General features: G+C 71.9%; 19 protein-coding genes. 9 read left to right on the plus strand and 10 right to left on the minus strand.

Annotated elements, in window-relative coordinates; translation table 11 throughout:
- Positions 1-76: 76 nt before the first annotated feature.
- Complete coding sequence (locus ACIBG7_RS00160) at positions 77-571, plus strand: Lrp/AsnC family transcriptional regulator (RefSeq protein WP_357918225.1); 495 nt, start codon at positions 77-79, stop codon at positions 569-571.
- Here the strand turns inward: ACIBG7_RS00160 and ACIBG7_RS00165 are convergent, their stop codons facing one another.
- From ACIBG7_RS00165 to ACIBG7_RS00200, 8 genes are read right to left on the minus strand one after another with little or no spacing between them, the layout of a single operon-like run.
- Positions 572-3190 (minus strand): alpha-mannosidase, encoded by a 2619-nt coding sequence (locus tag ACIBG7_RS00165; protein WP_397334672.1) that lies wholly within the window; start codon positions 3188-3190, stop codon positions 572-574.
- Positions 3180-4250, minus strand: coding sequence for a Gfo/Idh/MocA family protein (locus ACIBG7_RS00170; protein ID WP_397334673.1), 1071 nt, complete (start codon positions 4248-4250; stop codon positions 3180-3182). The genes ACIBG7_RS00165 and ACIBG7_RS00170 overlap by 11 nt, the downstream gene beginning before the upstream one ends.
- On the minus strand, positions 4247-5089 hold the full coding sequence (locus tag ACIBG7_RS00175; protein WP_397334674.1) for a sugar phosphate isomerase/epimerase family protein: 843 nt from the start codon (positions 5087-5089) through the stop codon (positions 4247-4249). Before ACIBG7_RS00175 ends, ACIBG7_RS00170 begins: the two co-directional genes overlap by 4 nt.
- Complete coding sequence (locus ACIBG7_RS00180; protein ID WP_397334675.1) at positions 5080-6237, minus strand: CehA/McbA family metallohydrolase; 1158 nt, start codon at positions 6235-6237, stop codon at positions 5080-5082. The genes ACIBG7_RS00175 and ACIBG7_RS00180 overlap by 10 nt, the downstream gene beginning before the upstream one ends.
- A complete protein-coding gene (locus ACIBG7_RS00185; RefSeq protein WP_397334676.1) occupies positions 6234-7292 on the minus strand; it encodes an ABC transporter ATP-binding protein in 1059 nt (352 codons plus the stop codon). The genes ACIBG7_RS00180 and ACIBG7_RS00185 overlap by 4 nt, the downstream gene beginning before the upstream one ends.
- On the minus strand, positions 7289-8107 hold the full coding sequence (locus ACIBG7_RS00190; RefSeq protein ID WP_357918208.1) for a carbohydrate ABC transporter permease: 819 nt from the start codon (positions 8105-8107) through the stop codon (positions 7289-7291). The genes ACIBG7_RS00185 and ACIBG7_RS00190 overlap by 4 nt, the downstream gene beginning before the upstream one ends.
- Positions 8104-9033, minus strand: coding sequence for a sugar ABC transporter permease (locus tag ACIBG7_RS00195; protein WP_357918205.1), 930 nt, complete (start codon positions 9031-9033; stop codon positions 8104-8106). The genes ACIBG7_RS00190 and ACIBG7_RS00195 overlap by 4 nt, the downstream gene beginning before the upstream one ends.
- Entirely contained in the window at positions 9008-10375 is a 1368-nt protein-coding gene (locus tag ACIBG7_RS00200) for an extracellular solute-binding protein (RefSeq protein ID WP_397334677.1), read from the minus strand. Before ACIBG7_RS00200 ends, ACIBG7_RS00195 begins: the two co-directional genes overlap by 26 nt.
- A gap of 225 nt (positions 10376-10600) precedes the next feature.
- On the opposite strand from ACIBG7_RS00200, the gene ACIBG7_RS00205 reads away from it, so the two are divergent.
- The 4 genes from ACIBG7_RS00205 (at position 10601) to ACIBG7_RS00220 (ending at position 15431) form a co-directional block, all read left to right on the plus strand.
- Entirely contained in the window at positions 10601-11488 is an 888-nt protein-coding gene (locus ACIBG7_RS00205) for a deoxyribose-phosphate aldolase (RefSeq protein WP_357918199.1), read from the plus strand.
- Entirely contained in the window at positions 11485-12315 is an 831-nt protein-coding gene (gene iolB, locus ACIBG7_RS00210; RefSeq protein WP_357918196.1) for a 5-deoxy-glucuronate isomerase, read from the plus strand. The genes ACIBG7_RS00205 and iolB overlap by 4 nt, the downstream gene beginning before the upstream one ends.
- Positions 12312-14195 (plus strand): 3D-(3,5/4)-trihydroxycyclohexane-1,2-dione acylhydrolase (decyclizing), encoded by a 1884-nt coding sequence (gene iolD, locus ACIBG7_RS00215; protein ID WP_397334678.1) that lies wholly within the window; start codon positions 12312-12314, stop codon positions 14193-14195. The genes iolB and iolD overlap by 4 nt, the downstream gene beginning before the upstream one ends.
- A gap of 204 nt (positions 14196-14399) precedes the next feature.
- Positions 14400-15431, plus strand: a complete 1032-nt coding sequence (locus tag ACIBG7_RS00220) for an AI-2E family transporter (protein ID WP_397334679.1) — start codon at positions 14400-14402, stop codon at positions 15429-15431.
- Between the two features lie 29 nt (positions 15432-15460).
- Here the strand turns inward: ACIBG7_RS00220 and ACIBG7_RS00225 are convergent, their stop codons facing one another.
- Positions 15461-16006 (minus strand): DivIVA domain-containing protein, encoded by a 546-nt coding sequence (locus ACIBG7_RS00225; protein WP_357918187.1) that lies wholly within the window; start codon positions 16004-16006, stop codon positions 15461-15463.
- Between the two features lie 334 nt (positions 16007-16340).
- Here ACIBG7_RS00225 and ACIBG7_RS00230 point away from each other — a divergent pair, with 334 nt between their 5' ends.
- From ACIBG7_RS00230 to ACIBG7_RS00240, 3 genes are all read left to right on the plus strand, one after another.
- A complete protein-coding gene (locus ACIBG7_RS00230) occupies positions 16341-17075 on the plus strand; it encodes an ATP-binding cassette domain-containing protein (protein ID WP_397334680.1) in 735 nt (244 codons plus the stop codon).
- A gap of 23 nt (positions 17076-17098) precedes the next feature.
- Complete coding sequence (locus tag ACIBG7_RS00235) at positions 17099-17806, plus strand: hypothetical protein (RefSeq protein ID WP_397334681.1); 708 nt, start codon at positions 17099-17101, stop codon at positions 17804-17806.
- 238 nt (positions 17807-18044) lie between these two features.
- Positions 18045-18833, plus strand: a complete 789-nt coding sequence (locus tag ACIBG7_RS00240; protein ID WP_397334682.1) for a GNAT family N-acetyltransferase — start codon at positions 18045-18047, stop codon at positions 18831-18833.
- 122 nt (positions 18834-18955) lie between these two features.
- Here the strand turns inward: ACIBG7_RS00240 and rlmN are convergent, their stop codons facing one another.
- On the minus strand, positions 18956-20080 hold the full coding sequence (gene rlmN / locus ACIBG7_RS00245; RefSeq protein ID WP_357918176.1) for a 23S rRNA (adenine(2503)-C(2))-methyltransferase RlmN: 1125 nt from the start codon (positions 20078-20080) through the stop codon (positions 18956-18958).
- A 200-nt stretch (positions 20081-20280) separates the two neighbouring features.
- Here rlmN and ACIBG7_RS00250 point away from each other — a divergent pair, with 200 nt between their 5' ends.
- Positions 20281-21309, plus strand: a complete 1029-nt coding sequence (locus ACIBG7_RS00250; protein ID WP_357918173.1) for a suppressor of fused domain protein — start codon at positions 20281-20283, stop codon at positions 21307-21309.
- Positions 21310-21332 lie beyond the last annotated feature (23 nt).

Here is a 21332-nt window from a genome sequence, read left to right on the forward strand (position 1 = left end):
ATTGCTACGAATTCGCTTGACACCCCCGGAAGAACTGACAACATGTCGCACCAAAGACGCTCGCGGAAGGTGATCCATGACTACCCCGCCGAAGGCCCGCCGCGCGAACGCCGCTCTCGCGGGATCCGTCGTGCTCGACGACCTTTCCAAGCAGATCGTCGAGCAGCTCCAGAGCGACGGGCGCATGCCGTACGCGGCGATCGGCAAGGCGGTCGGCCTGTCGGAGGCGGCGGTGCGCCAGCGGGTGCAGCGGCTGCAGGAGACCGGGGTCATGCAGATCGTCGCGGTCACCGACCCGCTCACCCTGGGCTTCCCCCGGCAGGCGATGATCGGCATCAACTGCGAGGGCGACCTGGAGGCGGTCGCCGACGAGCTCGCGGCGATCGAGGAGATCGACTACGTCGTCCTCACCGCGGGCTCGTTCGACGTCATCGTCGAGGTGGTCTGCGAGGGTGACCCGCACCTGCTGGAGATCCTCAGCAAGATCCGCGCGATTCCCGCGGTGCGGGCCACCGAGTCGTTCGTCTACCTCAAGCTTCGCAAGCAGACCTATTCGTGGGGCACCCGCTAGTCAGCGGAGCTGGACGGTCACGATCTCCCAGGCGCCGGCCGGGAGTTCGGCCGTCCCGCCGGTGACCGGGATCCGCTCCCCCGGGCGTCCGCGCAGGTCCGCCCGGCGGGCCTCGGTGAACGCGCCCTCAACCCGCACGGTGCCGGCCTCGTGGGCGACCGCGCGCAGTTCGAGCCAGTCGTCGCGGCGGCGCAGCGAGGTCATGACCGCGCCGCGCACCTCCAGGCCGGTGGCCTCGTCCGGGAGCGGCAGATCGGCCGGGCCGGCGCCGGGGACGGCGAGCAGGTCGTGGCGGAAGTGCTCGGCCGCTTCGGGTACGGCGGGGCCGTACGGCATGAGCGCGAGGGTCACCCGGCGCACGCCACGGGACTGGGCGGCGGGCGTGGGGAGCTGCGGCCCGGCCGGTTCCGGCCGCAGGCCGTTGCGGTTGCGCGACAGGTAGCCGACCGAGCGCAGCAGGGTGAGGGCGAGCTCGCCGCCGGTGACCTCGTACTCGGTGACGTGCTCCAGCAGCACGGCCGCGCCGCCCGCGGCGACCCAGCCGGAGGCCGGGAAGGTGGGCAGCGGGGTCTCGCCGCAGCCGCCCTCGGCGCTCAGGCCGCGCTCCACCACGGCGAACTGCCCCTCGGCCAGCGAGCCGGTGGCCGGCGCGGGCAGCGGGACGTGCAGGCGGACCCGGTGGTCGGTGGAGCGGTTGTCGAACTCGACCGCCAGCCGGACGAACGGCTCACCGGCCCGCAGCTCGACGCGGGTGGTGACGACGGTCTCCTCGACCGCGCGCGGGCCGTCCTCGGGGGGCGCGTCGGCCCAGGCCCTGGGGTCGGGCTCGCCGGTGCGGTGGCCGCCGTGCGCGGGCCAGCGGTAGGTGCGGCGCACGTCGAGGGCGGCGACGACCGGCCCGGACCACACCGGCTCGACCTCGACCGACTCGGGCCGCTCGACCAGCAGGTCGTGGGCGGGCGGGGCGTGGTTGTAGGTGTCGCCCACGTCGCCGCCGTCCACGATGCGGCCCGCGCCCTCGATCCGCACGCCGGGCGCGACGAGGGTGAGGGTGCCGTCCTCGGCGACCTCGACCCGGAGCAGGCCGTTGTCGAGGGCCTGCCCGCTCGCCACGACCGGCACGAAGTCGCCGGCCGGTGCGCCACCGGGGGCGAGCGCGCGGTGGCCCAGCGCGGGCACCTCCACGAGCGCGGCGACGGTACGGCGGGGCTCGGCCAGGATGCGGACGCGGTTGACGCCGTCGAGCGAGCCGTCGAGGTCGGCGCGGTTGAAGGGCACGGCCGACTCGCGCGCGACGGTGAAGGTGAGCACGCCGTCCTCGACCTCCCAGCCGGTGACGTGCCTGCCGTACAGCTCGGTGCCGTGGATGAAGGAGAGCGCGACCGCCGGGTCGATCTCCTCGTCGAACAGCAGCGTGGGCGCGTACTCCAGGGTCTGCGCCGGGACGCCGAGCCCGTCGTAGCCGCCCACCTCGAAGAAGGCGACGCTGCGCCGGGGCGCGGGGGTGGGGTTGAGCACGAGCACGCCGCCGGCCGGCACGGTGGCGGCCAGCTTGGCGGTGACCAGGTCGCGGACCGCCTGGCCGAGGTGCTCGGCCTCGGCGATGCGCGCGGCGACCTGCTGGGCGGTCTCGTCGACGCCGCAGCCGGTGACCGAGTCGTGGCCGCTGGCGTCGACCAGCCGCCACCACGCCATGTCGAGGAAGCGGCCGGGCCACTCGGCGCCCCAGAGCGCGGCCAGCGGTTCCGCGTACCGCTCGACCATGCGTTCGGCGCGGCTCATGGCCTGCTTGACGTGCGCCCGGACGGAGATCACGCCGGGCAGGATGTTGGCGCGGGCGTGCGAGCGCAGCTCGCCCTCGACGCGGGGCAGGCCGTCGGTGGTACCGGAGATGAAGCCGTCCAGGGTGTCCATGCGGGCGCCGAGCTCGCGCACCATCGCCGGCAGCCCGGCGACCGGCGCGGAGTGGTCGGCCCCGTACATCGCGAGGAACGGGCCAGGTCCCCAGCGGCCCATCCGCTCGGTGAACTCGGCGGCCCGCTCGGCCAGCCTCGACGGCTCCTCGAACAGGTGCGCGCCGTTGCCGTAGCCGCCTTCCGGAAGGTACTGGGTGCGGATCTCGGTGCCGTCGGGCGCGACCCAGGCGAAGGCCGAGGTGGTCACCGCGGCCGGCACGCCCCGGTAGACGCAGGCGTGCTCCAGCCCGGCCTGGCGCAGGATCTGCGGCATCTGCGCGGCGTGGCCGAACATGTCGGGCAGGTAGCCGACCATCATGGCCCCGCCCAGCTTGTCCGCCCGGTCGAGGCCGAGTTCCAGGTTGCGCACGATGGTCTCGCCGGAGCACAGGAACTCGTCCAGCAGGATCTGCCACGGCCCGATCGCCAGCCGCCCCTCGGCCACCAGCGCCTCGATGCGGGCGCGGTGCTCCGGCCGGACCTCCAGGTAGTCGTCCACGCAGGCGAGCTGCCCGTCGAGGGTGAAGTGGTAGTCCGGCTCGCGCTCCATCCGGTCGAGCACCTCGTCCAGCAGCGCCACCAGCCGCAGCCGGAAGCGCTGGAACGGCTCGTACCACTCGCGGTCCCAGTGCGTGTGCGGGACGACGACGATCTCAGAGCTCACGTGCCTCTCCTCCCAGCGGCAACCCGTGCTGTACGGCGTAGCGGGCGGCGATGCGTTGCGCGGTGACGATGTCCTCCAGCGCCCCGTCCCTGCCGGTGCGCGGCGTCTCGCCCGTGGTGACGAAGGCGTGGAAGGCCAGGAGCTGCGTCTCGAACGCCTCGGTGACCTCCCGCCACTCGGTGCGGGCCTCGCCGGGGGCCACGACGGTGAGCACGGTGGGCGCGTTCATCAGGTAGGGCGAGGGGAAGGCCAGCTCCAGCGTCCCCTGGTCATGGTGGATCGCCACGGTCTCCCGGTAGGCCGGGTAGTCCTCCAGGTAGTGCCACCGGATGGCGAACCGCCCGGAGTCGCCGGGCAGCGTGCCGGAGATCTCGATCGAGCCGGGCGCCTCGCCCCAGGCGGCCACGTGGTCGATGCGCTCGGGCGAGCCGGTGAAGCGCCGCAGCAACGACAGGTCGTGACAGATCGAGCCGAGGGTGACGTTGTACAGGTTGCGCAGGCTTTCCGGGGCGTCGGCGCCCAGGGCGGCGTCCAGCAGGGCCGCCTCGGCCTTGCGCACCTGGGTGAGGTCGGCGTCGCGCGCCTGGACCAGGTTGGCGAAGGCGAGCTGCGCCTCGCCGCTCGGGTGCAGCACGGTCACCTCGACCGACCGGATCCGCACCCCGTCCAGCAGGGCCTCGGCGCGCAGGACCGCCGGGTCGTACTGCTTCATGTAGCCGACCATCAGCCGCCCGTCCGGCGGCAGCGCGGCGGCCTCGGCCCTGGTCAGCGAGAGCGGCTTCTCGCACAGCACCGCGTACCCCGCGTCGAGCGCCTGCCGTACCGTCTCGCCGTGCGAGCCGGAGGCCAGCACGAGCACGGCGTCGAAGCCGCCCGCGGCCAGCATCTCGCCCACGTCGGTGAAGCGCCCGGCGGCGCCCAGCCGGTCGGCCACCGCCCCGGCGAGCGTCGGCGACAGGTCGCAGACCGCGCTCACCTCGAACAGCTCCCGGCGGCGCGACAACAACGGCACGTAGACCGCCTGGGTGACAGCGCCGCACCCGATCAGCGCGATCTTCACAGTCCGAGCTCCTTCAGCTTCCTCAGGTTCGCCGCCTGGTCGGCGGCGATGTCGGCGGTGGGGCGGTGCGCGGGCAGGGTGTCCTGCTCGACGACGATCCAGCCGCGGTAGCCGTCCAGCGCGCCGAGCACGCCGGGCAGGTCGAGGTCACCGGCGCCGAGCGGCGGGAAGACGCCGCGGCCCATCAGCTCGCGCAGCGTGCCGCCCTCGGCGAGCAGCCGGTGGGAGCCGTCCTTGACGTGTACCTGGGTGATGCGGCCGGCCCAGTCGCGCAGCGCCTCGACCGGGTCGCCGCCGGCCAGCAGCAGGTGGCCGGTGTCCAGGCAGAGGCCGACGTCGGTCAGCTCAAGCAGGCGGTCGATCTCCTCCGTGGTCTCCACGGCGTGGCCGAGGTGGTGGTGGAGCGCGGGCTCGTAGCCGCGCTCGCGGCACCGGTCGGCGGCGGCCTGGACCTGCGCGGCGAAGGCCGGCCAGTCGGCGCGGCCGAGTCCTGGCGCGTTCCCGCCGGGCGCGGCGAACCGGGCGGGCAGGCCCGGCGGCCCGAGCGTCGGGCGGGGTTCGAAGCCCGCCGGAGCGGCCGGGGCGCGGTCGAAGAGGTCGAGCACGGCGTCGAGGTCGGCGAAGTCCCCGGCCGGGACGTCCGCCCAGCCGCCGGCCAGCAGCAGCCCGTCGAGCCGGTCCAGGTCGAGGTAGCCGGGCGGGCCGAGATCGATGCCGGCGTAGCCCGCCCCGGCCAGGATCGCGACCATCTCACCGGCGGGCAGCGGCGCGGCGCCCGCCTCGAAGACGCCGAAGCTGACCGGTGCGCCCGCGACGAGCCACTGGGTCTCTAGCCGCACAGCGCCATCACCTCGTTCTCGTGGGTCTCCAGGCGGTGCAGTCCCGGCCCGGCCGGCAGGTGCACGCGCTCGCCGCGGACCACCTGGCGGCGGCCGTCCGGACGCACCAGGACCAGCCCGTCGGCGTCCAGCGCGAGCAGGTCGGCGCCGAGCCGGAGCAGCAGCGGCGCGTCGGGACCTGCGGAGATCGCGGTCCGGCCGGCCTGGACCGCGTCGAAGGCGGCGGCCGGGTCCTCGGCGAGCACCCAGGTGGTCGGCGCGCCGGGCAGCCCGTCGGAGCCCTCGCGGTGGAAGTCGCTGCCGCCGATCGCGATCACGTCGTCGCGCCAGGCTTCGGCCCAGGCCAGGGGCGCGCCCCAGCGCCGGTCCCACCAGCCGGAGTGCCAGACCTCGGCGACCCGGGGCCGCTCCTTGGCCAGGGGCAGCAGCCAGGCGCAGTCGCCGCCGAGCGGGTGGTTGATCGACATCAGGCCGCGCTCGGCCCACCGGTCGGCGGGCTCGCGGAAGTCGACCCAGCCGACGTCGCCGAAGACGTTGGCGTGCCCCCGGTCGGTGGTGACCTCCTGGCCGGGCAGCAGGGTGATCCCGCGGACGGCGGCCAGTTCGGGGTGGTGGCTGACGGTGTTGTGGTCGGTGACGGCCAGGAAGTCGAGCCCGCGCCCGGCGGCCAGTGCGGCCAGTTCGGGGACGGTCAGCACGCCGTCGCTGTGCACGGTGTGCGCGTGGAAGTCGCCCGCCCACCAGCGCAGCCCCTCGACGTCCGGGATGTCGCGGCGCGGCGGCCGTTCCATCGGCGGAGCCGGGGCGGCGACCGGTCGGGCGACCGGGCCGAAGTCGATGTCGAGGGTGTAGTCCAGGCCCTCCGGCGGGATGCGGTGCAGCCGCAGCCACACCTGCCACACCCCCGCTTCGAGCTCGCCCGGCAGGTAGCCGGGAGTGGCCCACTCCGCGGTGATCGTGTACTCGTCGCGCGCGCCGCCCGACCAGCCGCGGAAGCCGTACGGCGAGCCGCAGCCCAGGTCGAGCACGCCCTTGGACCGGTCGTAGGCCAGCCGCACGGTGATCGAGCGGGTGCCCGGCGGCACCTCGAACGGCACCTCGCGCAGGATCTGCTCCAGCCGGTCGTCCAGCGTCCAGCGGCCTCTCACACCAGCTCCCCGTCTCGGTACACCAGGGACCGGTCGGCCCGTGGCACGGCGTGGCCGAGGTCGCCGAGCTCCGGCTCGCTGCCTTCGGCCACGATCACCTGGACAGTCTCGCCCGCCGCCTCCAGCGTGACCAGATGGCTGGCGCCCAGGCTCTCGGTCAGCACGACCTCGCCGCGCAGCGCCCCGGGGACCGGCTCGGCCGAGTAGGTCAGGTACTCGGGACGCACGCCGTACACGATCTTCTCGCCGTCGGTGAGCCGGCCGGCGGCGGAGGCGGGCACGGGCACGGAGCTGCCGGCCACCTCCAGGGTGTCGCCCCGCACCACGCCGTCGAGCAGGTTCATGGGCGTGGAGCCGATGAAGGCGGCCACGAAGGTGTTGGCGGGCCGCTGGAAGACCTCGGCCGGCGTGCCGATCTGCCGGATGTGCCCGGCGTCCATGACCGCCATGCGGTCGGCCATGGCCAGCGCCTCGGCCTGGTCGTGGGTGACGAAGACGGTGGTGACGCCGAGCTCCCGCTGAAGCTTCTTGAGGAAGGTGCGGGCCTCCAGTCGCAGCCGCGCGTCCAGGTTGGACAGCGGCTCGTCGAAGAGGAAGGCCTGCGCCTGGGTGGCCATCACGCGGGCCAGCGCGACGCGCTGCTGCTGGCCGCCGGAGAGCTGGCCGGGCCGGCGGTCCATGAGCCGCTCCAGGCCGAGCCGCTCGCCGACCTCCCGGGCCTTGTCCGCCCGTACGGCCCGCGCCACCTTCTTGATGCGCAGCGGGTAGGAGATGTTGTCGGTGACGTCCATGTGCGGGAAGAGGGCGTAGTCCTGGAAGACCATCGCCACGTCCCGCCCGCCCGGCTGCACGTTGGTCACGTCCCGGCCGCCGATCACGACCTGCCCGGAGGTGGCGGTCTCCAGCCCGGCGATGGTCCGCAGCAGCGTGGTCTTGCCGCAGCCCGACGGCCCGAGCAGGGCGAAGAACTCGCCGTCCCGTACCTCCAGGTCGAGGGCGTCGAGCGCCTTGACCCCGCCTGGGTAGACCTTGGTCAGGCTTCTGAGCTCGATCACCGTTTGATCCCTCCGTGGAAGCGGAAGCCGTACTTCTTGCTGACGAACAGGTACATGAGCACCACGGGGACGGAGTAGAGCAGCCCGAAGGTGGACAGCAGCCGCAGGTTGGGCGAGCCGCCCTCGGTGTACAGGGTGTACATGATCACCGCGGCGGGCTGCTTCTCCACGTCGCTCAGCAGCAGGTAGGGCATCAGGAAGTTGCCCCAGACGTTGGCCACCGACCAGACGGCGATGGTGGCCAGGCCGGGCCGGACGACGGGCACCACCACATCCCACACGATGCGCAGCGGCGAGGCGCCGAAGACGCGCGCGGACTCCTCGTAGGACTTGGGCGTGGTGTCCATGAAGTCCTTGAGCATGAAGATGGCCGCGGGCAGCAGGCCGCCGGTCATGATCAGCACCAGGCCGAGCTGCGAGTCGATCAGCCCGGCGGTGACCGCGAGCTGGAAGAGCGGGACCATCGCGGCGGTCCCGGTGATGATCGAGGACAGCAGCAGCAGCGTGTAGAGCAACGCGTCGCGGCCGGGGATGCGCACCCGGCTGAGCGCGTATGCGGCCAGCGCGGAGAGCGCGACGACGATCACGGCCGTGCCGCCGGCGAGGATCACCGAGTTCAGCAGCGAGCCGAGCGCGTAGGGGTGCTCCCAGATGGTGGCGAAGTTGGCGAAGGTGAAGTCCGGCCACTCCACCCGGTAGGTGGGCGTGTCGGTGAAGGGCGCGGTGAGCAGCCACAGCAGCGGCAGTGCGAAGAAGGCGAGCACCACCGCGACGAAGGTGTAGTAGCCGATGCGGCGAAGGACGAACCGGGTCATCGTCTCGTCCTGAGCAGACGCAGGTAGAACACCGCCACCACCAGATTGATCAGCAGGATGACCGTGGAGACGGCCGCGCCGTACCCCAGGTCGCCGCCGGACAGGGCCACCTTGTAGACGAAGACCGCCAGCACCTCGGACTTGCCGTCCGGGCCGCCCGCGGTCAGCAGGAAGGGCGAGAAGTCGTTGAAGGTCCAGAGGCTGATCAGCAGCAGGTTGGTCAGGATGTGCCCGCGGATGTGCGGGAAGATCACGTCCCGGAGCTGCTGCCAGCCGCTGGCCCCGGCCAGCCGCGCGCTTTCGAGCTGGCTCGGCGGCACGTTGCCGAGGGCGGCGCCGTACAACATCATCGAGAAGGCCGTGCCACGCCAGGTGTTGAAGATGATGATCGACAACATCGGGTGGTCGATCAGCCAGGCGAAGCCGGGGATGCCGAGCAGCGCGTTGAGCGAGCCGCTGTCGCGGTCGAGCAGGGCCACCCACAGGAAGGCGACGACCGCGCCGGGCAGGATCCAGGCCAGGATGACCAGGCCCTCGACGAACGGCTTGATCCGGCCCTGCAGCACCTTGGCCAGCGTGAAGCCGAGGATCGCCTGGCCGATGACGGCCGAGCCGAGCACGAACTGGAAGGTCAGCCAGGTGGAGTTGTAGAACCGGCCGTCGCCCAGGGCGCGCACGAAGCTGTCGAGGCCGACGAAGCCGGGATCGGCCGCGGCGGCGCCGGTGAGGCTGTAGTTCGTCAGGCCCAGGACGATCACCCAGAGGGCCGGGAAGACCAGGAAGAGGGCGATCAGCACCAGCGCGGGCGCGACGAACCCCAGGGCGCGGCGGGTGCCGAGCCCGGCCGCGTCGGTGCTGTAGGAACGCACCGGCGCGGCCGGGGTCTCGGTCTTCGTGCCGTCAGGACGCGATGTTTCCAGCGCCACCGACGAGTCCCTCGAGCTTCTTGACGTACTCGGCCGCCGCCTGGTCGGGCGGGGTGCCGTTGATCACCGCCGCGCTGGCCTCCTGCAGCGCCACCGAGACCTGCGGGTAGACCGCGAGCGGCGGGCGGTAGGCGGTGTTCGGCAGCACGTTCTCGGAGATGAAGCTCAGCAACGGGTCGCCGGCGAGGATCTCCTTGTTGACGTCGGTGCGCGGGGTGATGCGCACGGCGTTCTTCGTCTCCTGCTTCAGCGCCTCGGGCGAGAGGGTGAAGGCGAGGAGCTCGAAGGCCTCCTTCGGGTGCTTGGTGTTGGGGTTGAGCGCGCGCAGCGCGCCGCCGGACATGCTGACGAAGTCCTGGCCCCGGATGCCCTTGCCGGGCTCGATCGCCGGGATCTTGGCGTAGCCGACGACGGTGTCACGGTCGGCCATCTTGGCCACGCCGTCGGTCGGGTTGACCACGCCGCGCCAGAAGTAGTCGCCCTCCATCAGGATGCCGATCTTGCCTTCGGCGAACTGGGCGAAGGACTTGTCGCGGCCCTTGGCCTCCTGCTGGAGCTTGGGGTCGCCGAGGCCGCTGCCGCCGTAGATCTTCTGGTAGAGGCCGAGCGCGTCCTTCAGCGGCTGGGTCGCGCCGCTCCACTTGCCGTCCTTGTAGACCTCGCCGCCCGCGCCGGCCAGCAGCGGGAGCACGCCCTGCATGGTCGTGGCCTCGCCCATGGCGGTGCCGGCGTTGATCTGGATGGGCACCGGCACGCCGGAGTCCTTGAGCTTCTGGCCGGCGTCGAGGACTTCCTGCCAGCTCTTGGGCTGCCAGTCGGCGGGCAGGCCGGCCTTCTCGAACAGCGTCTTGTTGAAGTAGAGGACCCGGCCGTCGGTGCCGATCGGCAGGGCGTACTTCTTGCCGTTGAAGGTGGTCAGGCCCTGGACGGCCTCGGGGATCTGGGCCCAGCCGTCCCAGCTCTCGGCGGCGGGCGCCACCTCGGCCAGCGGCTTGATGTAGCCGGCCTCGGCGAACTCGCCGGCCCAGATGCCGTCGATGTCGATGACGTCGGCGCCCTTGCCGGACTTGAGGTCCAGGGCGAGCTTGGTCTTGTACTGCTCGTCGTCCACGCCGTTCGGGAGGAACTTCACCTTGACGTTCGGGTGCTTCTTCTCGAACTCGGGGATGACCCACTTGGTGAGGTGGTCGGCGGCGTTGGCGTTCTTGCCGCCGGCGATGGCGTTCTGGGTGATGGTGATCTCGATCGTGTCGCCGCCCCCACCGGCGCCCCCGGACTGGCCGCACGCGGCGAGAGCCAACCCCGAAGCGGCGAGTGCCGCGACTAACCTACGCGTTCCCATGCATGTCCTCCGGGAGTCCGAAATGGGAGGCATTAGCAGGCCCACAATGTCATGACATGAAGACGACGTAAAGACTTGTTACCATCTAGCAGCCTTGGCGTACGCTGCGGTTACGTGTGCGGTAAACGATTCCACCCGTGGCGGGTTTCGGTCATGCTGAAATCTCGGACATAGCGGACATGCTGATGTCATGACATTATGTGTATCCATCACACGGGAGGCGCGTTGGACGAGCTGATCACCAGGGGCGGGTACCAGCGGATCACCGACATCCGGGCTGGCCGGCCCCAGCTCATCGCCGAGGCCGCCGCCGCCCGCGTCCGCGGCGTGCCCGGCGAGCGGCTCTTCCTCATCGCGGCCGACCATCCCGCCCGCGGCGCGCTGGCGGTCCGCGACCGGCCCCTGGCCATGGGCAGCCGGCACGAACTGCTCGACCGCCTCCGGCTGGCCCTGTCCAGGCCAGGCGTCGACGGCGTCCTGGCCGCCCCCGACCTGATCGAGGACCTGCTCTTACTCGGAGCGCTCGACTCCAAGGTGGTCATCGGCTCGATGAACCGCGGCGGGCTGCCGGGCAGCGTCTTCGAGGCCGACGACCGCTTCACCGGCTTCGACGCCACCGCCCTGGCCGCGCTCGGCCTCGACGGCGGCAAGATGCTCTGCCGCATCGACCCCGGCGACCCCGCCACCGTCGCGACCCTGGAGGCGTGCGCGCACGCGGTCACCTCGCTGGCCAGGCGGCAGCTCCTCGCCCTGGTCGAACCCTTCTGGTCGCACCGCAGCGGCGGCGCCCTGCGCAACGACCTGTCCCCCGAGGCGGTCATCCGCGCGATCAGCGTCGCCCAGTCCCTCGGCGCCACCTCCGCCTACACCTGGCTCAAGATCCCGGCCCTGCCCGAGATGGAACGGGTCATGGCCGCCACCACCCTGCCCGCCCTGCTGCTCGGCGGCGACCCGTCCTCCCTGGAGGCCGCCCTGGACACCTGGGGCAAAGCCTTGCGCCTTCCGGGCGTGCGGGGGCTCGTCGTGGGCAGGGCCCTGCTCTACCCTCCAGACGACGACGTCGTGTCCGCGGTGGACGCCGCGGCCACCCTGGTCCGGGAGACTGCGCTGTGACCTACCTACCCCTCGGCAAGGCGGCCGCGCCGCCCTGGCTGGTCGAGATCACCCCCTCGGTCGCGGGCTGGACCTACTCGGGGTTGCGGGTGATCGACCTCGACGGCTCACCCGTCGGCTTCGCCACCGGCTCCACCGAGGCGCTGGTGCTGCCGCTGGCCGGATCCTGTACGGTCACCGCCGGTGGCGAGCGGTTCGAGCTGGCCGGGCGGGAGTCGGTCTTCGCCGGGCCGAGCGACTTCGCCTACCTCCCGATCGGGTCGGAGGTCACGCTGACCGGCTCGGGGCGGATCGCCATCCCCAGCGCGGAGGCCACCCGCGCCCTGCCCGCGCGCTACGTGCCGGCCGCAGCCGTACCGGTCGAGATCCGCGGGGCGGGGCAGGCCAGCCGGCAGGTCAACAACTTCTGCGCGCCCGAGGTCTTCGAGTGCGACAAGCTGGTCGCGGTCGAGGTGCTCACGCCCGGCGGCAACTGGTCGTCCTACCCGCCGCACAAGCACGACACCGCTGGCGAGTGCGAGGCGGAGCTGGAGGAGATCTACTACTTCGAGGGCGGGCCCGGCTACCAGCGGGTCTACAGCTCCGAACGCGGGGCCATCGACACCCTCGCCGAGGTCGGGTCCGGGGACGTGGTGCTGGTGCCGTTCGGCTACCACGGTCCGTCCATGGCCGCGCCGGGGTATGACCTCTACTACCTCAACGTGCTGGCCGGGCCGGCGGAGGCCAGGTCGATGGCCTTCTGCGACGACCCGGCCCACGCCTGGATCCGCGCCACCTGGCAGGACCAGGAGATCGACCCGCGGCTGCCCTTCGGGAGGACCTCGTGAAGTTGACCGTGGCTCAGGCGGTCACCCGTTTCCTGGCCGCCCAGCACTCCGAGCGCGACGGCGCCGAGCGGGCCTTCTTCGGCGGCGTCTTCGGCATCTTCGGCCACGGCAACGTCGCCGGGCTCGGCCAGGCGCTGGCGGTCCACGCCGACCTGCCGTACTACCTGGCGCGCAACGAGCAGGCGATGGTCCACACCGCCGCCGCCTACGCCCGGGCCAGCAACCGGCTGGCCACGCTGGCCTGCACCACCTCGATCGGGCCCGGCGCGACCAACCTGGTCACCGGCGCGGCCGGCGCGACCATCAACCGGCTTCCGGTGCTGCTGCTGCCCGGCGACATCTTCGCCACCCGCGCCGCCGGGCCGGTGCTGCAGGAGCTGGAGGACCCCCGCTCCTACGACGTCTCCGTCAACGACACCCTGCGGCCGGTCTCGCGGTACTGGGACCGGATCAACCGGCCCGAGCAGTTGCCGTCGGCGCTGCTGGCCGCCATGCGCGTGCTCACCGACCCGGTCGAGACCGGCGCGGTCACCCTCGCGCTGCCGCAGGACGTGCAGGCCGAGGCGTTCGACTGGACCGAGGAGCTCTTCGCCCGCCGCGTCTGGGCCGTCCCCCGGCCGCGTCCCGAGGAGACCACCCTGCGCCGGGCCGTCGCGCTGCTGCGCGGCTCGGCCCGGCCGCTGATCATCGCCGGCGGCGGGGTGATCTACAGCGAGGCCACCGAGGCGCTGGCCGCCTTCGCCGAGCAGTACGGCATCCCCGTCGGCGAGACGCAGGCGGGCAAGGGCAGCCTGCCGTACGGTCACCCGCTCGCGGCCGGCGCGGTCGGCGCGACCGGCAGCACGGCGGCCAACGCGCTCGCCCGCGACGCGGACCTGATCATCGGGATCGGCACCCGCTACAGCGACTTCACCACCGCCTCCCGCACCCTCTTCGCGCCCGGCACGCCCTTCCTCAACCTCAACATCGCCGCCTTCGACGCCGCCAAGCTGACCGGACTCCAGCTCGTCGCCGACGCCCGCACCGGCCTGGCCGAGCTCCACGAGGCCTGCTCCGGCTGGAGCGGCACCACGGCCGAGTACCGCTCCCGCGTCGCCGAGCTGGTGCGGCGCTGGGACGACACCGTCGAGGCCGCCTACTCCCTCGGCACCGTCACCACCGACTCCGGGCCCTTCCGCGCCGAACTGCCGCCGCTGCCCATGCAGAACAGCCCGCTCCCGCAGACCGCCGTCATCGGCGCGGTCAACGCGGCGGCCGGCGAGGACGGGGTGGTCGTCTGCGCCGCCGGGTCGATGCCCGGCGACCTGCACAAGCTCTGGCGGCCCAGCGGGCCGGGGTGCTACCACGTGGAGTACGGCTACAGCTGCATGGGGTACGAGATCGCCGGCGGGCTCGGCGTGAAGCTGGCCGACCCGTCGCGCGAGGTGTTCGTGCTGGTGGGGGACGGGTCGTACCTGATGATGGCGCAGGAGCTCGTCACCGCGGTGGCCGACGGGATCAAGATCATCGTGGTGCTGGTCGACAACTCCGGCTTCGCCTCCATCGGGCGTCTGTCCGAGAGCGTGGGGGCGCGCCGGCTGGGCACCTCGTACGGCTACCGCGGCAGCGGGGCCTACGACGGCGGGCCGCTGCCGGTGGACCTCGCGGCGAACGCGGCCAGCCTGGGGGCTTCGGTGATCCGGGCCGAGACGCTGGAGGAGCTGCGCAAGGCCCTCACCGCCGCGCGGGAGGCCACCGTGCCCACCGTCGTGTACGTGCGGACCGACCCTTCGGTGGACTCGCCGTCGTCGGAGGCCTGGTGGGACGTGCCCATCGCCGAGGGGAGCGAGCTTCGGGCGGCTTACGACGCGGCCAAACAGAACCAACTCCCCGCGGTCTAGCCCGTTTCGGGGGCCTGTTTTCCGGGGCCTGTTTCGGGACCTGTTCTTGCGGGCTGTTCTTCGGGCCTGTTTTGGGGCCTGTTCTTGGAGACGGGCTGGGCCTCTTCTAGCGGCGGGCTCGACTGTGCGGCGCACACCTTCCCCTCCCGTGCCCAACCGACTACGGAGAGTGTTGTCTCAGGTCAACCTGGGAAAGATCGCCCCATGACGACCATGACCAGAGCGTGGCGAGCACTAGGCGTGATCGCCCTAGTCGTGGTGATCCTCTACCTCCTGTGGAGCGTCCGGACGGTGGCCCTGCCCATCATCCTGGGCGTCTTCCTGACCACCCTCCTGCTCCCCCCGGCCCGCTGGCTCCGCTCCCGCGGCATGGGCCGGGGCCTGGCCACCACGGTGGTGTGCCTGGGCGGCCTCCTGCTCGGCGGCGCGTTCATCGCCCTGCTCGTGCCGCCCACGGTCAGCGGCATCGCCCAGCTCCGCGACAGCGTCGGCGACGCCATGGACCAGCTCCACAACGTCGCCATCTCGGTCGGCCTCGACGACACCACGCTCAACAACATGGTCACCCAGGCCCGCGAGTACCTCACCAAGCAGGGCGAGCAGATCGCCACCGGCGCGCTGTCCGGGGCCAAGGTCGCCGGGGAGATCCTCGTCGGCGCCGTCCTGGCCGCCATCCTCGCCATCTACTTCGTCCACGGCGGCGACCGCCTGTTCGCCTGGATCGTGGACCTGCTGCCCGTGCGGGTCCGTCCCCGAGTGCGGGACGGCGGGCACGTCATCTTCGACGTCGTCGGCCGCTACATCCGCGGCGTCGCGCTGGTCGGGCTGGTGGACGGCTTCTTCATCGGCCTGGCGTTGTGGATCCTCAAGGTGCCCATCGCGCTCCCGCTGGCCGTACTCACCTTCATCGGCGCCTTCCTGCCGGTGGTCGGTGCCTTCCTGGCCGGGCTGCTCGCCGCCGCGGTCGCCTTCGCGGCGCACGGCTGGGTGGTGGCGCTCATCGTCGTCGGGGTGACCATCGCGGTGCAGCAGATCGAGGGGCACGTCCTGGCTCCGCAGATCTACGGCCGGGCCCTGGAGTTGCCGGGCGCGGTCATCCTGGTCGCCATCGCCCTGGGCAGCGTGCTCGCCGGCATCACCGGGGCCTTCCTCGCGGCACCGGTCACCTCCGCGATCGTCGCCCTCATCCGCAACCGCCAGGAGAACACCGCCCAGGTCACCGCCGCCCCGGTCTGACCGTCGTCGTCACCCCGCCCAGGCGCGGCTCACCAGGCGGCGACCCGTGGGGACCGCTTCTCGACCACCTCGGCGATCTCCAGCAGGAACCCGTCCACGTCCTTGATCAGGTACCCCGGACGCACCATCACCGTGGGGAACCGCGCCGTCCGCACCTCCTGGGCAGTCACCGGCTGCCCGGTCGTGCCGCGCAGCGTGGCCACGATCCGGTCGAGGAACGCGTCCACCACGTCCTCGTTGTAGCCCCCGCCCATCCGCCCCGGCCGGAACCCCACCCGCTCGACCCGGGCCGCCTGTGCCTCGAACCACTGCTCCCGCCGCAGCTCATCCGTGGGCTCGGTCAGTGCCAGCCGTACCGGTGCGTGCTGCTTGGTCTCCAGCGCCACCAGGAAGGCCTCCAGCGCGAAATCCACCGCTATCTCGCGATATCCGCCGCGGCGGACGGAGAAGGTGGCGTCGCGCACCTCATCCGCGGTGACCGGCTGGAGATGCGTGGTACCCCGGCCGAGGGTGGCCTCGATGCGTGCGATGAGGGCGTCGACTTCCGCGGGCTCGTAGCCTGAGCGCAGACCCATGACACGCGGAAAGCGATTCACATCCTGACTCCTCCCGCTTTCCAGCCATTGTCCCGGTCGCGGGGAGGCTACTGGTGAGTTGTGCCAATACGGTTACATGTCAGGCGATTTAACAGTCCGCAACACTTTGACCGCACCCCTGACAACCACCCCCTGGCCCCTCCAGGCACTCTCCCCTCCTCCACCTACCCGTCGCCGGACCGCTCCCCCGCCGACCCACCTCGCCCGGCCGCCCTTGACCCGACCGCTCCCCCGCCGACCCACCTCGCCCGGCTGCCTTAGAGTCGACCGCTCCCTCGCCTGACCGCGAGCCGCCCCTATACCGTTACGCCTCATGCGCCTGTCGAACGTCTCCTTCGCCTATCGCCGCCGCGCCCCCGCGGTGTTGCGAGACGTGGACGCCGACCTCGCCCCGGGCGACGTCATCGAGGTCGTCGGCGCGAACGGCGCGGGCAAGTCCACCCTGCTCCGCCTCCTGGCCGGCATCACCCGCCCCACCCACGGCACCGTCACCGACCGCCCCCGGGTGGTCGGCTTCGCCCCCGACCGCTTCCCCGTCGACCAGCCGTTCACCGTCACCCAGTACCTGACCCACATCTCCCGCATCCGCGGCAACCCCGCCTGGCGCCCCTGGGCCACCCGCCTGGGCCTGGACGACCTCCTGGACGTACGGCTGGCCGAACTCTCCAAAGGCAGCGCCCACAAGGTCGGCCTGGTCCAAGCACTGATGCCCGACCCCGGCCTGCTCATCCTCGACGAACCCTTCGCCGGCCTAGACGCCGACACCCGAGCACAACTCCCCGCCATCATCACCGCCGCCCGCACCCGCGGCGCCATCGTCATCCTCAGCGACCACCAGGGCGGCCTCGACGACCTGCCCGCCGTCCGCCACTGGTCCCTCCACGACGGCCACCTCAAGGAGTCCACCCCGTCCGCCACCTCGGAGCCGTCGAGTCCACCCACCAAGGTCGTGCACGTCACCGTCCCCGCCACCGAGGTGGACGCCTTCCTCACCCAGATGCGCCAGGCCGGCTTCGAAGCCCAGGAAGCCGAGGAAGGCCAGCCATGACCGCCATGCCCCCCACTGCCCCCATGACCCCCACGACCTCCATGACCGCCCTGTCCGCCTTGATGGCCTTGACCGCCTTCCGCATCGCCGCCTACATCCGCTCCCACCGGATCTACCAGGCCCTGCTCCCGATCTTCGCCCTGCTGGCCATCTCCTACGCCACCCGAGCCCCCGCCGGCCAGGAAGCCTCCGCCCTCACCGACTCGGCCGTCCTGGTCATCCCGTTCCTCGCCTGGAGCGCCCGCAGCCTGCTCGACACCGAGCCCGACACCCAGCGCATCCTCTCGGCCACCAGCGTCGGCAGCCGCAGCCGGGAAGTACTCTCCGGCCTCCTCGCCGCCTTCGCCGTCAACCTGCTGTTCGCCGCCATCACGCTCTTCTGGGGCCTCTTCCTCGGCCTGACCGCCTTCCCCACCGCCTCGGTCCTGTGGGCCGGCGTCGCCCTGCACGTCCTGGCCGCCCTCACCGGCACCACCCTGGGCGCCCTCACCAGCCGCGCCATCCTCCCCTCACCCGCCATCTCGATCATGGCTCTGGTGCTCGGGTTCCTGGCGATGCTCGTCCTCAGCCGTACCGCCCTCTACTGGCTCACCGTCCCGCTCACCGCCTGGATGAAGGCCGCCGGCACCGGCACCCTGGTCACCCAGATGCCTTGGCTGGGCGCCCTGTCACTGGCCTGGCTCCTCGCGGGCCTCACCCTGTACACCTGGCTCCGCCGTACCCGCTCCTGACCCCTGCCTTAACCGGGCTCTCCGCCCAGTTCCCCGCCGCGGGCGGACAGCTCCCGACCACACCGACTGCCGTACGGCTCCCGCCGTCCCCGCCCCCGACCATACGGCGCCCGCTTACCCACCCCTGACCGTACGGCGCCCGTCTACCCACCTGGCCGGCTCGCTTCGCCGTACTCGGGCTGAGATCCTCCGCCACCCCGCGTGATCGCCCGGGCCCGGTTGTCCTACGCTAACGCGGGTGAGGATCCGCCCCAGAACCCCCGAGGACCTTCCCGCCTGCGTCGCCGCCCTCGCCCTGGTCCAAGCCGTCGACCGCTACCCCGTCGACTGGCCCGCCGACCCCGCAGCCTGGCTGACCCCATCGAAACTGACGGCGGCCTGGATCGCGGAAGAGTCAGGCACCATCTTCGGCCACATCGCCCTCACCCCGGCCCACACCGAAGCCACCGAGGGCCTGAAGACACACCGCCACTCGGGCGCAACCCAACCCACGGAGGCGCAGCACCACGCGGTCGCCGCTGAAGGACCCAGGGGATACAGCGGCCAGGCACGGGTCACCCACACCGCTCAGGCGCACACCCATACCGCCCCGGCGCAGAGCCAGGGCACTCAGGTGCCCAGCCAAATCGCCCAGGTGCAGAGCCACGGTGCTCAGGCGCCCAGCCACGCCACTCAAGTGCACGGTCTCGACACTCACGCACACAGCTACGACGCTCTGATGCGCAGCCACGCCGAGCCCACCCAAGCAGCAGAGACACACCACCGACCCGCGACATCTCAGGCCGCCGCTGAGGTGATCCGGCTGTTCGTCACCCCGGCGGCCCGAGGCAGGGGCCTGGCCGCCCGCCTCCTCACCACCGCCCGTACTGCGACGGCCGGCCCCCTCAGCCTGGAGGTCTCCTCCGAAGCCGAGGCCGCCATCACCCTGTACGAACGCCTAGGCTGGCGCCGAATCGGCAGCCACCGCGCGACCTGGCTCAACGCCGCCGGCGAACCAGCCCTCCTCCACCACTACCTCAGCCCCTGATCCCAGCCGAGGGACTCCCCTGAATCACGAGAGCCCCCGAGCACGGACCACCGAGCCACCCGGTTGGCAGAGCCCAGCTCAAGCCAGCAGCCACAATCCGCCGCAGCTCAGCCCCAGCCTGGTCACTCAGCCGCAGCAAGCTGCCCGCAGGCCCCGTCGATCTCCCGCCCCCGAGTGTCCCGGACCGTCACCGGCACCCCGTGGAACTCCAGCCGCCGCACGAACGCCCGCTCGTCCTCCGGCCGGGAAGCCGTCCACTTCGACCCAGGAGTCGGGTTGAGCGGGATGAGGTTGACATGCACCAGCTTGTTCTTGATCAACTTCCCAAGCAGGTCAGCCCGCCACTCCTGATCATTGATGTCCTTGATCAGCGCATACTCGATCGAAACCCGCCGCTTGGTCTTGGCGGCATACGCCCAGGCCGCGTCCAGCACCTCGGCGACCTTCCACCGAGTGTTGATCGGCACGAGCGTGTCCCGCAGCTCGTCGTCCGGCGCATGCAGCGAGAGCGCCAGCGTCACCGGCAGCCCCTCGTCCGCCAGCTTGCCGATGGCCGGGACGAGGCCGACGGTAGAGACGGTGATGTTACGCGCGGACATGCCGAGCCCCTCGGGAGCCGGGTCCACCATCCGCCGAACCGCCCCGATGACCGCCTTGTAGTTGGCCAGCGGCTCGCCCATGCCCATGAAGACGACGTTGCTCACCCGCCCCGGCCCACCGGGCACCTCACCGGAAGCCAGCGCCCGCCCACCGGCCACGACCTGCTCGACGATCTCGGCGGTCGACATGTTCCGGGTCAGCCCGGCCTGGCCGGTCGCGCAGAACGGGCAGTTCATGCCACACCCGGCCTGGGACGACACGCACATGGTGGCGCGGTCGGGATACCGCATGAGCACCGACTCGACCAGCGCCCCGTCGAAGAGCCGCCACAAGGTCTTGCGCGTGGTGCCCGCGTCGGTCGCCATCTCCCGCACGGAGGTGAGCAGCTTCGGGAAGAGCACGCCCAGCTTCTCCCGCGCCGCGGCAGGCAGGTCGGTCATCGCCGAGACGTCGGTGGTGAGGTGCGTGAAGTAGTGCCGCGAGAGCTGGTCGGCGCGGAAGGGCTTCTCGCCGAGCTCGGCGACGGCGGCCTTGCGCTCGGTCAGGGTGAGGTCGGCCAGGTGCCGGGCGGGCTTGGCCCGGCGCGGCGCGGCGAACTGCAGCAGCGGCCGCTCCTTGGGCTGGTCCGCCTTCGCCTGCGTCGTCATCGTCGCGCCCTTCCTGCTGTTCGTCCGCGTTGCCGGGTCAGTCTGCGTTACCGGGTCGGTCTGCGTTACCGGGTTCATCCGGGTTGCTGGGTTCGTCCGGGTTGCTGGGGGATCGTCCTGGGTGGTGCCGGGCCCGACGAGGTCAGGTCCGCTGTTCTGGCTCACGCGAGTCTCCAGGACGATCTAAAGTATCGAGATGTATGGCGATTTTCCGGTCGGCCTTCGGTTCCGGAGATCCGGAACGCGGAGACACAGGCGAGGGGCACACCACCGAGGTCGTCCTCACAACCGGCAATCCGTATGGAAGCCGCACGCTGCTGGTCGAGCGTGACGAGGAGTCCTCGGTAGCTTACCTGTGCTCACCCGACGGCACCGTCCATGGCGCCGTCTGGCTGGCCAACCACCGGGCCGCCCCGGTCGTCGTCGACCTGAGCCGCGTCAACGCCGGACTGCCGCCGCTGATGCCCCGCGCGAACACCCGCCACCCCGGCGGGCGGCGCCCGCTCGGCGAGCTGACCCCCCTCTGGTTCGAGGAGGGCGACGGCGTCGCCCTGTATGAGAACGAGGATCTTCTCGCCGTCATTCCGGGCTGGGCGGACATGAGCCGCGGAATGCCCGGTTACGCGCGTGACGCGATCGACGAGACGCCCTTCGCGTGGGCGCTGTCGGAGGCGCTCGAAGGGCTGGCCCCGCGCCTGGCCAAGGCGCGCTCCTACTGGCAGTGGCGGCACGCCGGGGGGAGCTGGGCCTCGTTCCAGCAGTTCGTCATGGGGCACCTCGACCGGGCGCTCGGTCCACCCGGCCGCTACTGGGACGCCAGCGGCGAGCGCCTGCCCACCGTCGGCATCAGCGAACGCCCGCCGCACGGCGACCGCGACGTGACCGTGCTGTCCACGGTGGGGATGAGCTGCCAGCGCATGCCGACCGTCGAGCAGTGGATCGACCAGCCCGACGCCTACGCCCGCATCGAGCTCGCCGTCGCCACCCGTGACGACCCGCGCGAGGCCGCGCTGCTGCTGGTCTGGCTCGCGCAGTACCCATGGCACTCGGTCACCTGGCTGGGGCACGGTCACACCGCCAAGTGGTATCACGAGCCTGCGACATTCCCGTTCGGCCCGGAGTACTCCGGCGTCGTGCTCAACGCCGAGCCCGCCGACCTGCCCGACATGTCCGGCTTCACCTTCGGCGGCGAAGCGGTCCGCTGGCTCTGGCTCGAGCCCTGGCGCTGACCGGGACGAGGCCAGAAGGCAAA

The sequence above is a fragment of the Nonomuraea sp. NPDC050328 genome (genome assembly GCF_044459405.1).
GTDB lineage: Bacteria > Actinomycetota > Actinomycetes > Streptosporangiales > Streptosporangiaceae > Nonomuraea.

What these genes read in the sequence shown, in the direction of transcription:
- ACIBG7_RS00160 (WP_357918225.1), top strand. Translation starts at nt 77, where the DNA reads ATGACTACCCCGCCGAAGGCCCGCCGCGCGAACGCCGCTCTCGCGGGA.
- ACIBG7_RS00190 (WP_357918208.1), bottom strand. Translation starts at nt 8,107, where the DNA reads ATGACCCGGTTCGTCCTTCGCCGCATCGGCTACTACACCTTCGTCGCG.
- ACIBG7_RS00200 (WP_397334677.1), bottom strand. Translation starts at nt 10,375, where the DNA reads ATGGGAACGCGTAGGTTAGTCGCGGCACTCGCCGCTTCGGGGTTGGCT.
- ACIBG7_RS00220 (WP_397334679.1), top strand. Translation starts at nt 14,400, where the DNA reads ATGACGACCATGACCAGAGCGTGGCGAGCACTAGGCGTGATCGCCCTA.
- ACIBG7_RS00225 (WP_357918187.1), bottom strand. Translation starts at nt 16,006, where the DNA reads ATGGGTCTGCGCTCAGGCTACGAGCCCGCGGAAGTCGACGCCCTCATC.
- ACIBG7_RS00230 (WP_397334680.1), top strand. Translation starts at nt 16,341, where the DNA reads ATGCGCCTGTCGAACGTCTCCTTCGCCTATCGCCGCCGCGCCCCCGCG.
- ACIBG7_RS00235 (WP_397334681.1), top strand. Translation starts at nt 17,099, where the DNA reads ATGACCCCCACGACCTCCATGACCGCCCTGTCCGCCTTGATGGCCTTG.
- rlmN (WP_357918176.1), bottom strand. Translation starts at nt 20,080, where the DNA reads ATGACGACGCAGGCGAAGGCGGACCAGCCCAAGGAGCGGCCGCTGCTG.
- ACIBG7_RS00250 (WP_357918173.1), top strand. Translation starts at nt 20,281, where the DNA reads ATGGCGATTTTCCGGTCGGCCTTCGGTTCCGGAGATCCGGAACGCGGA.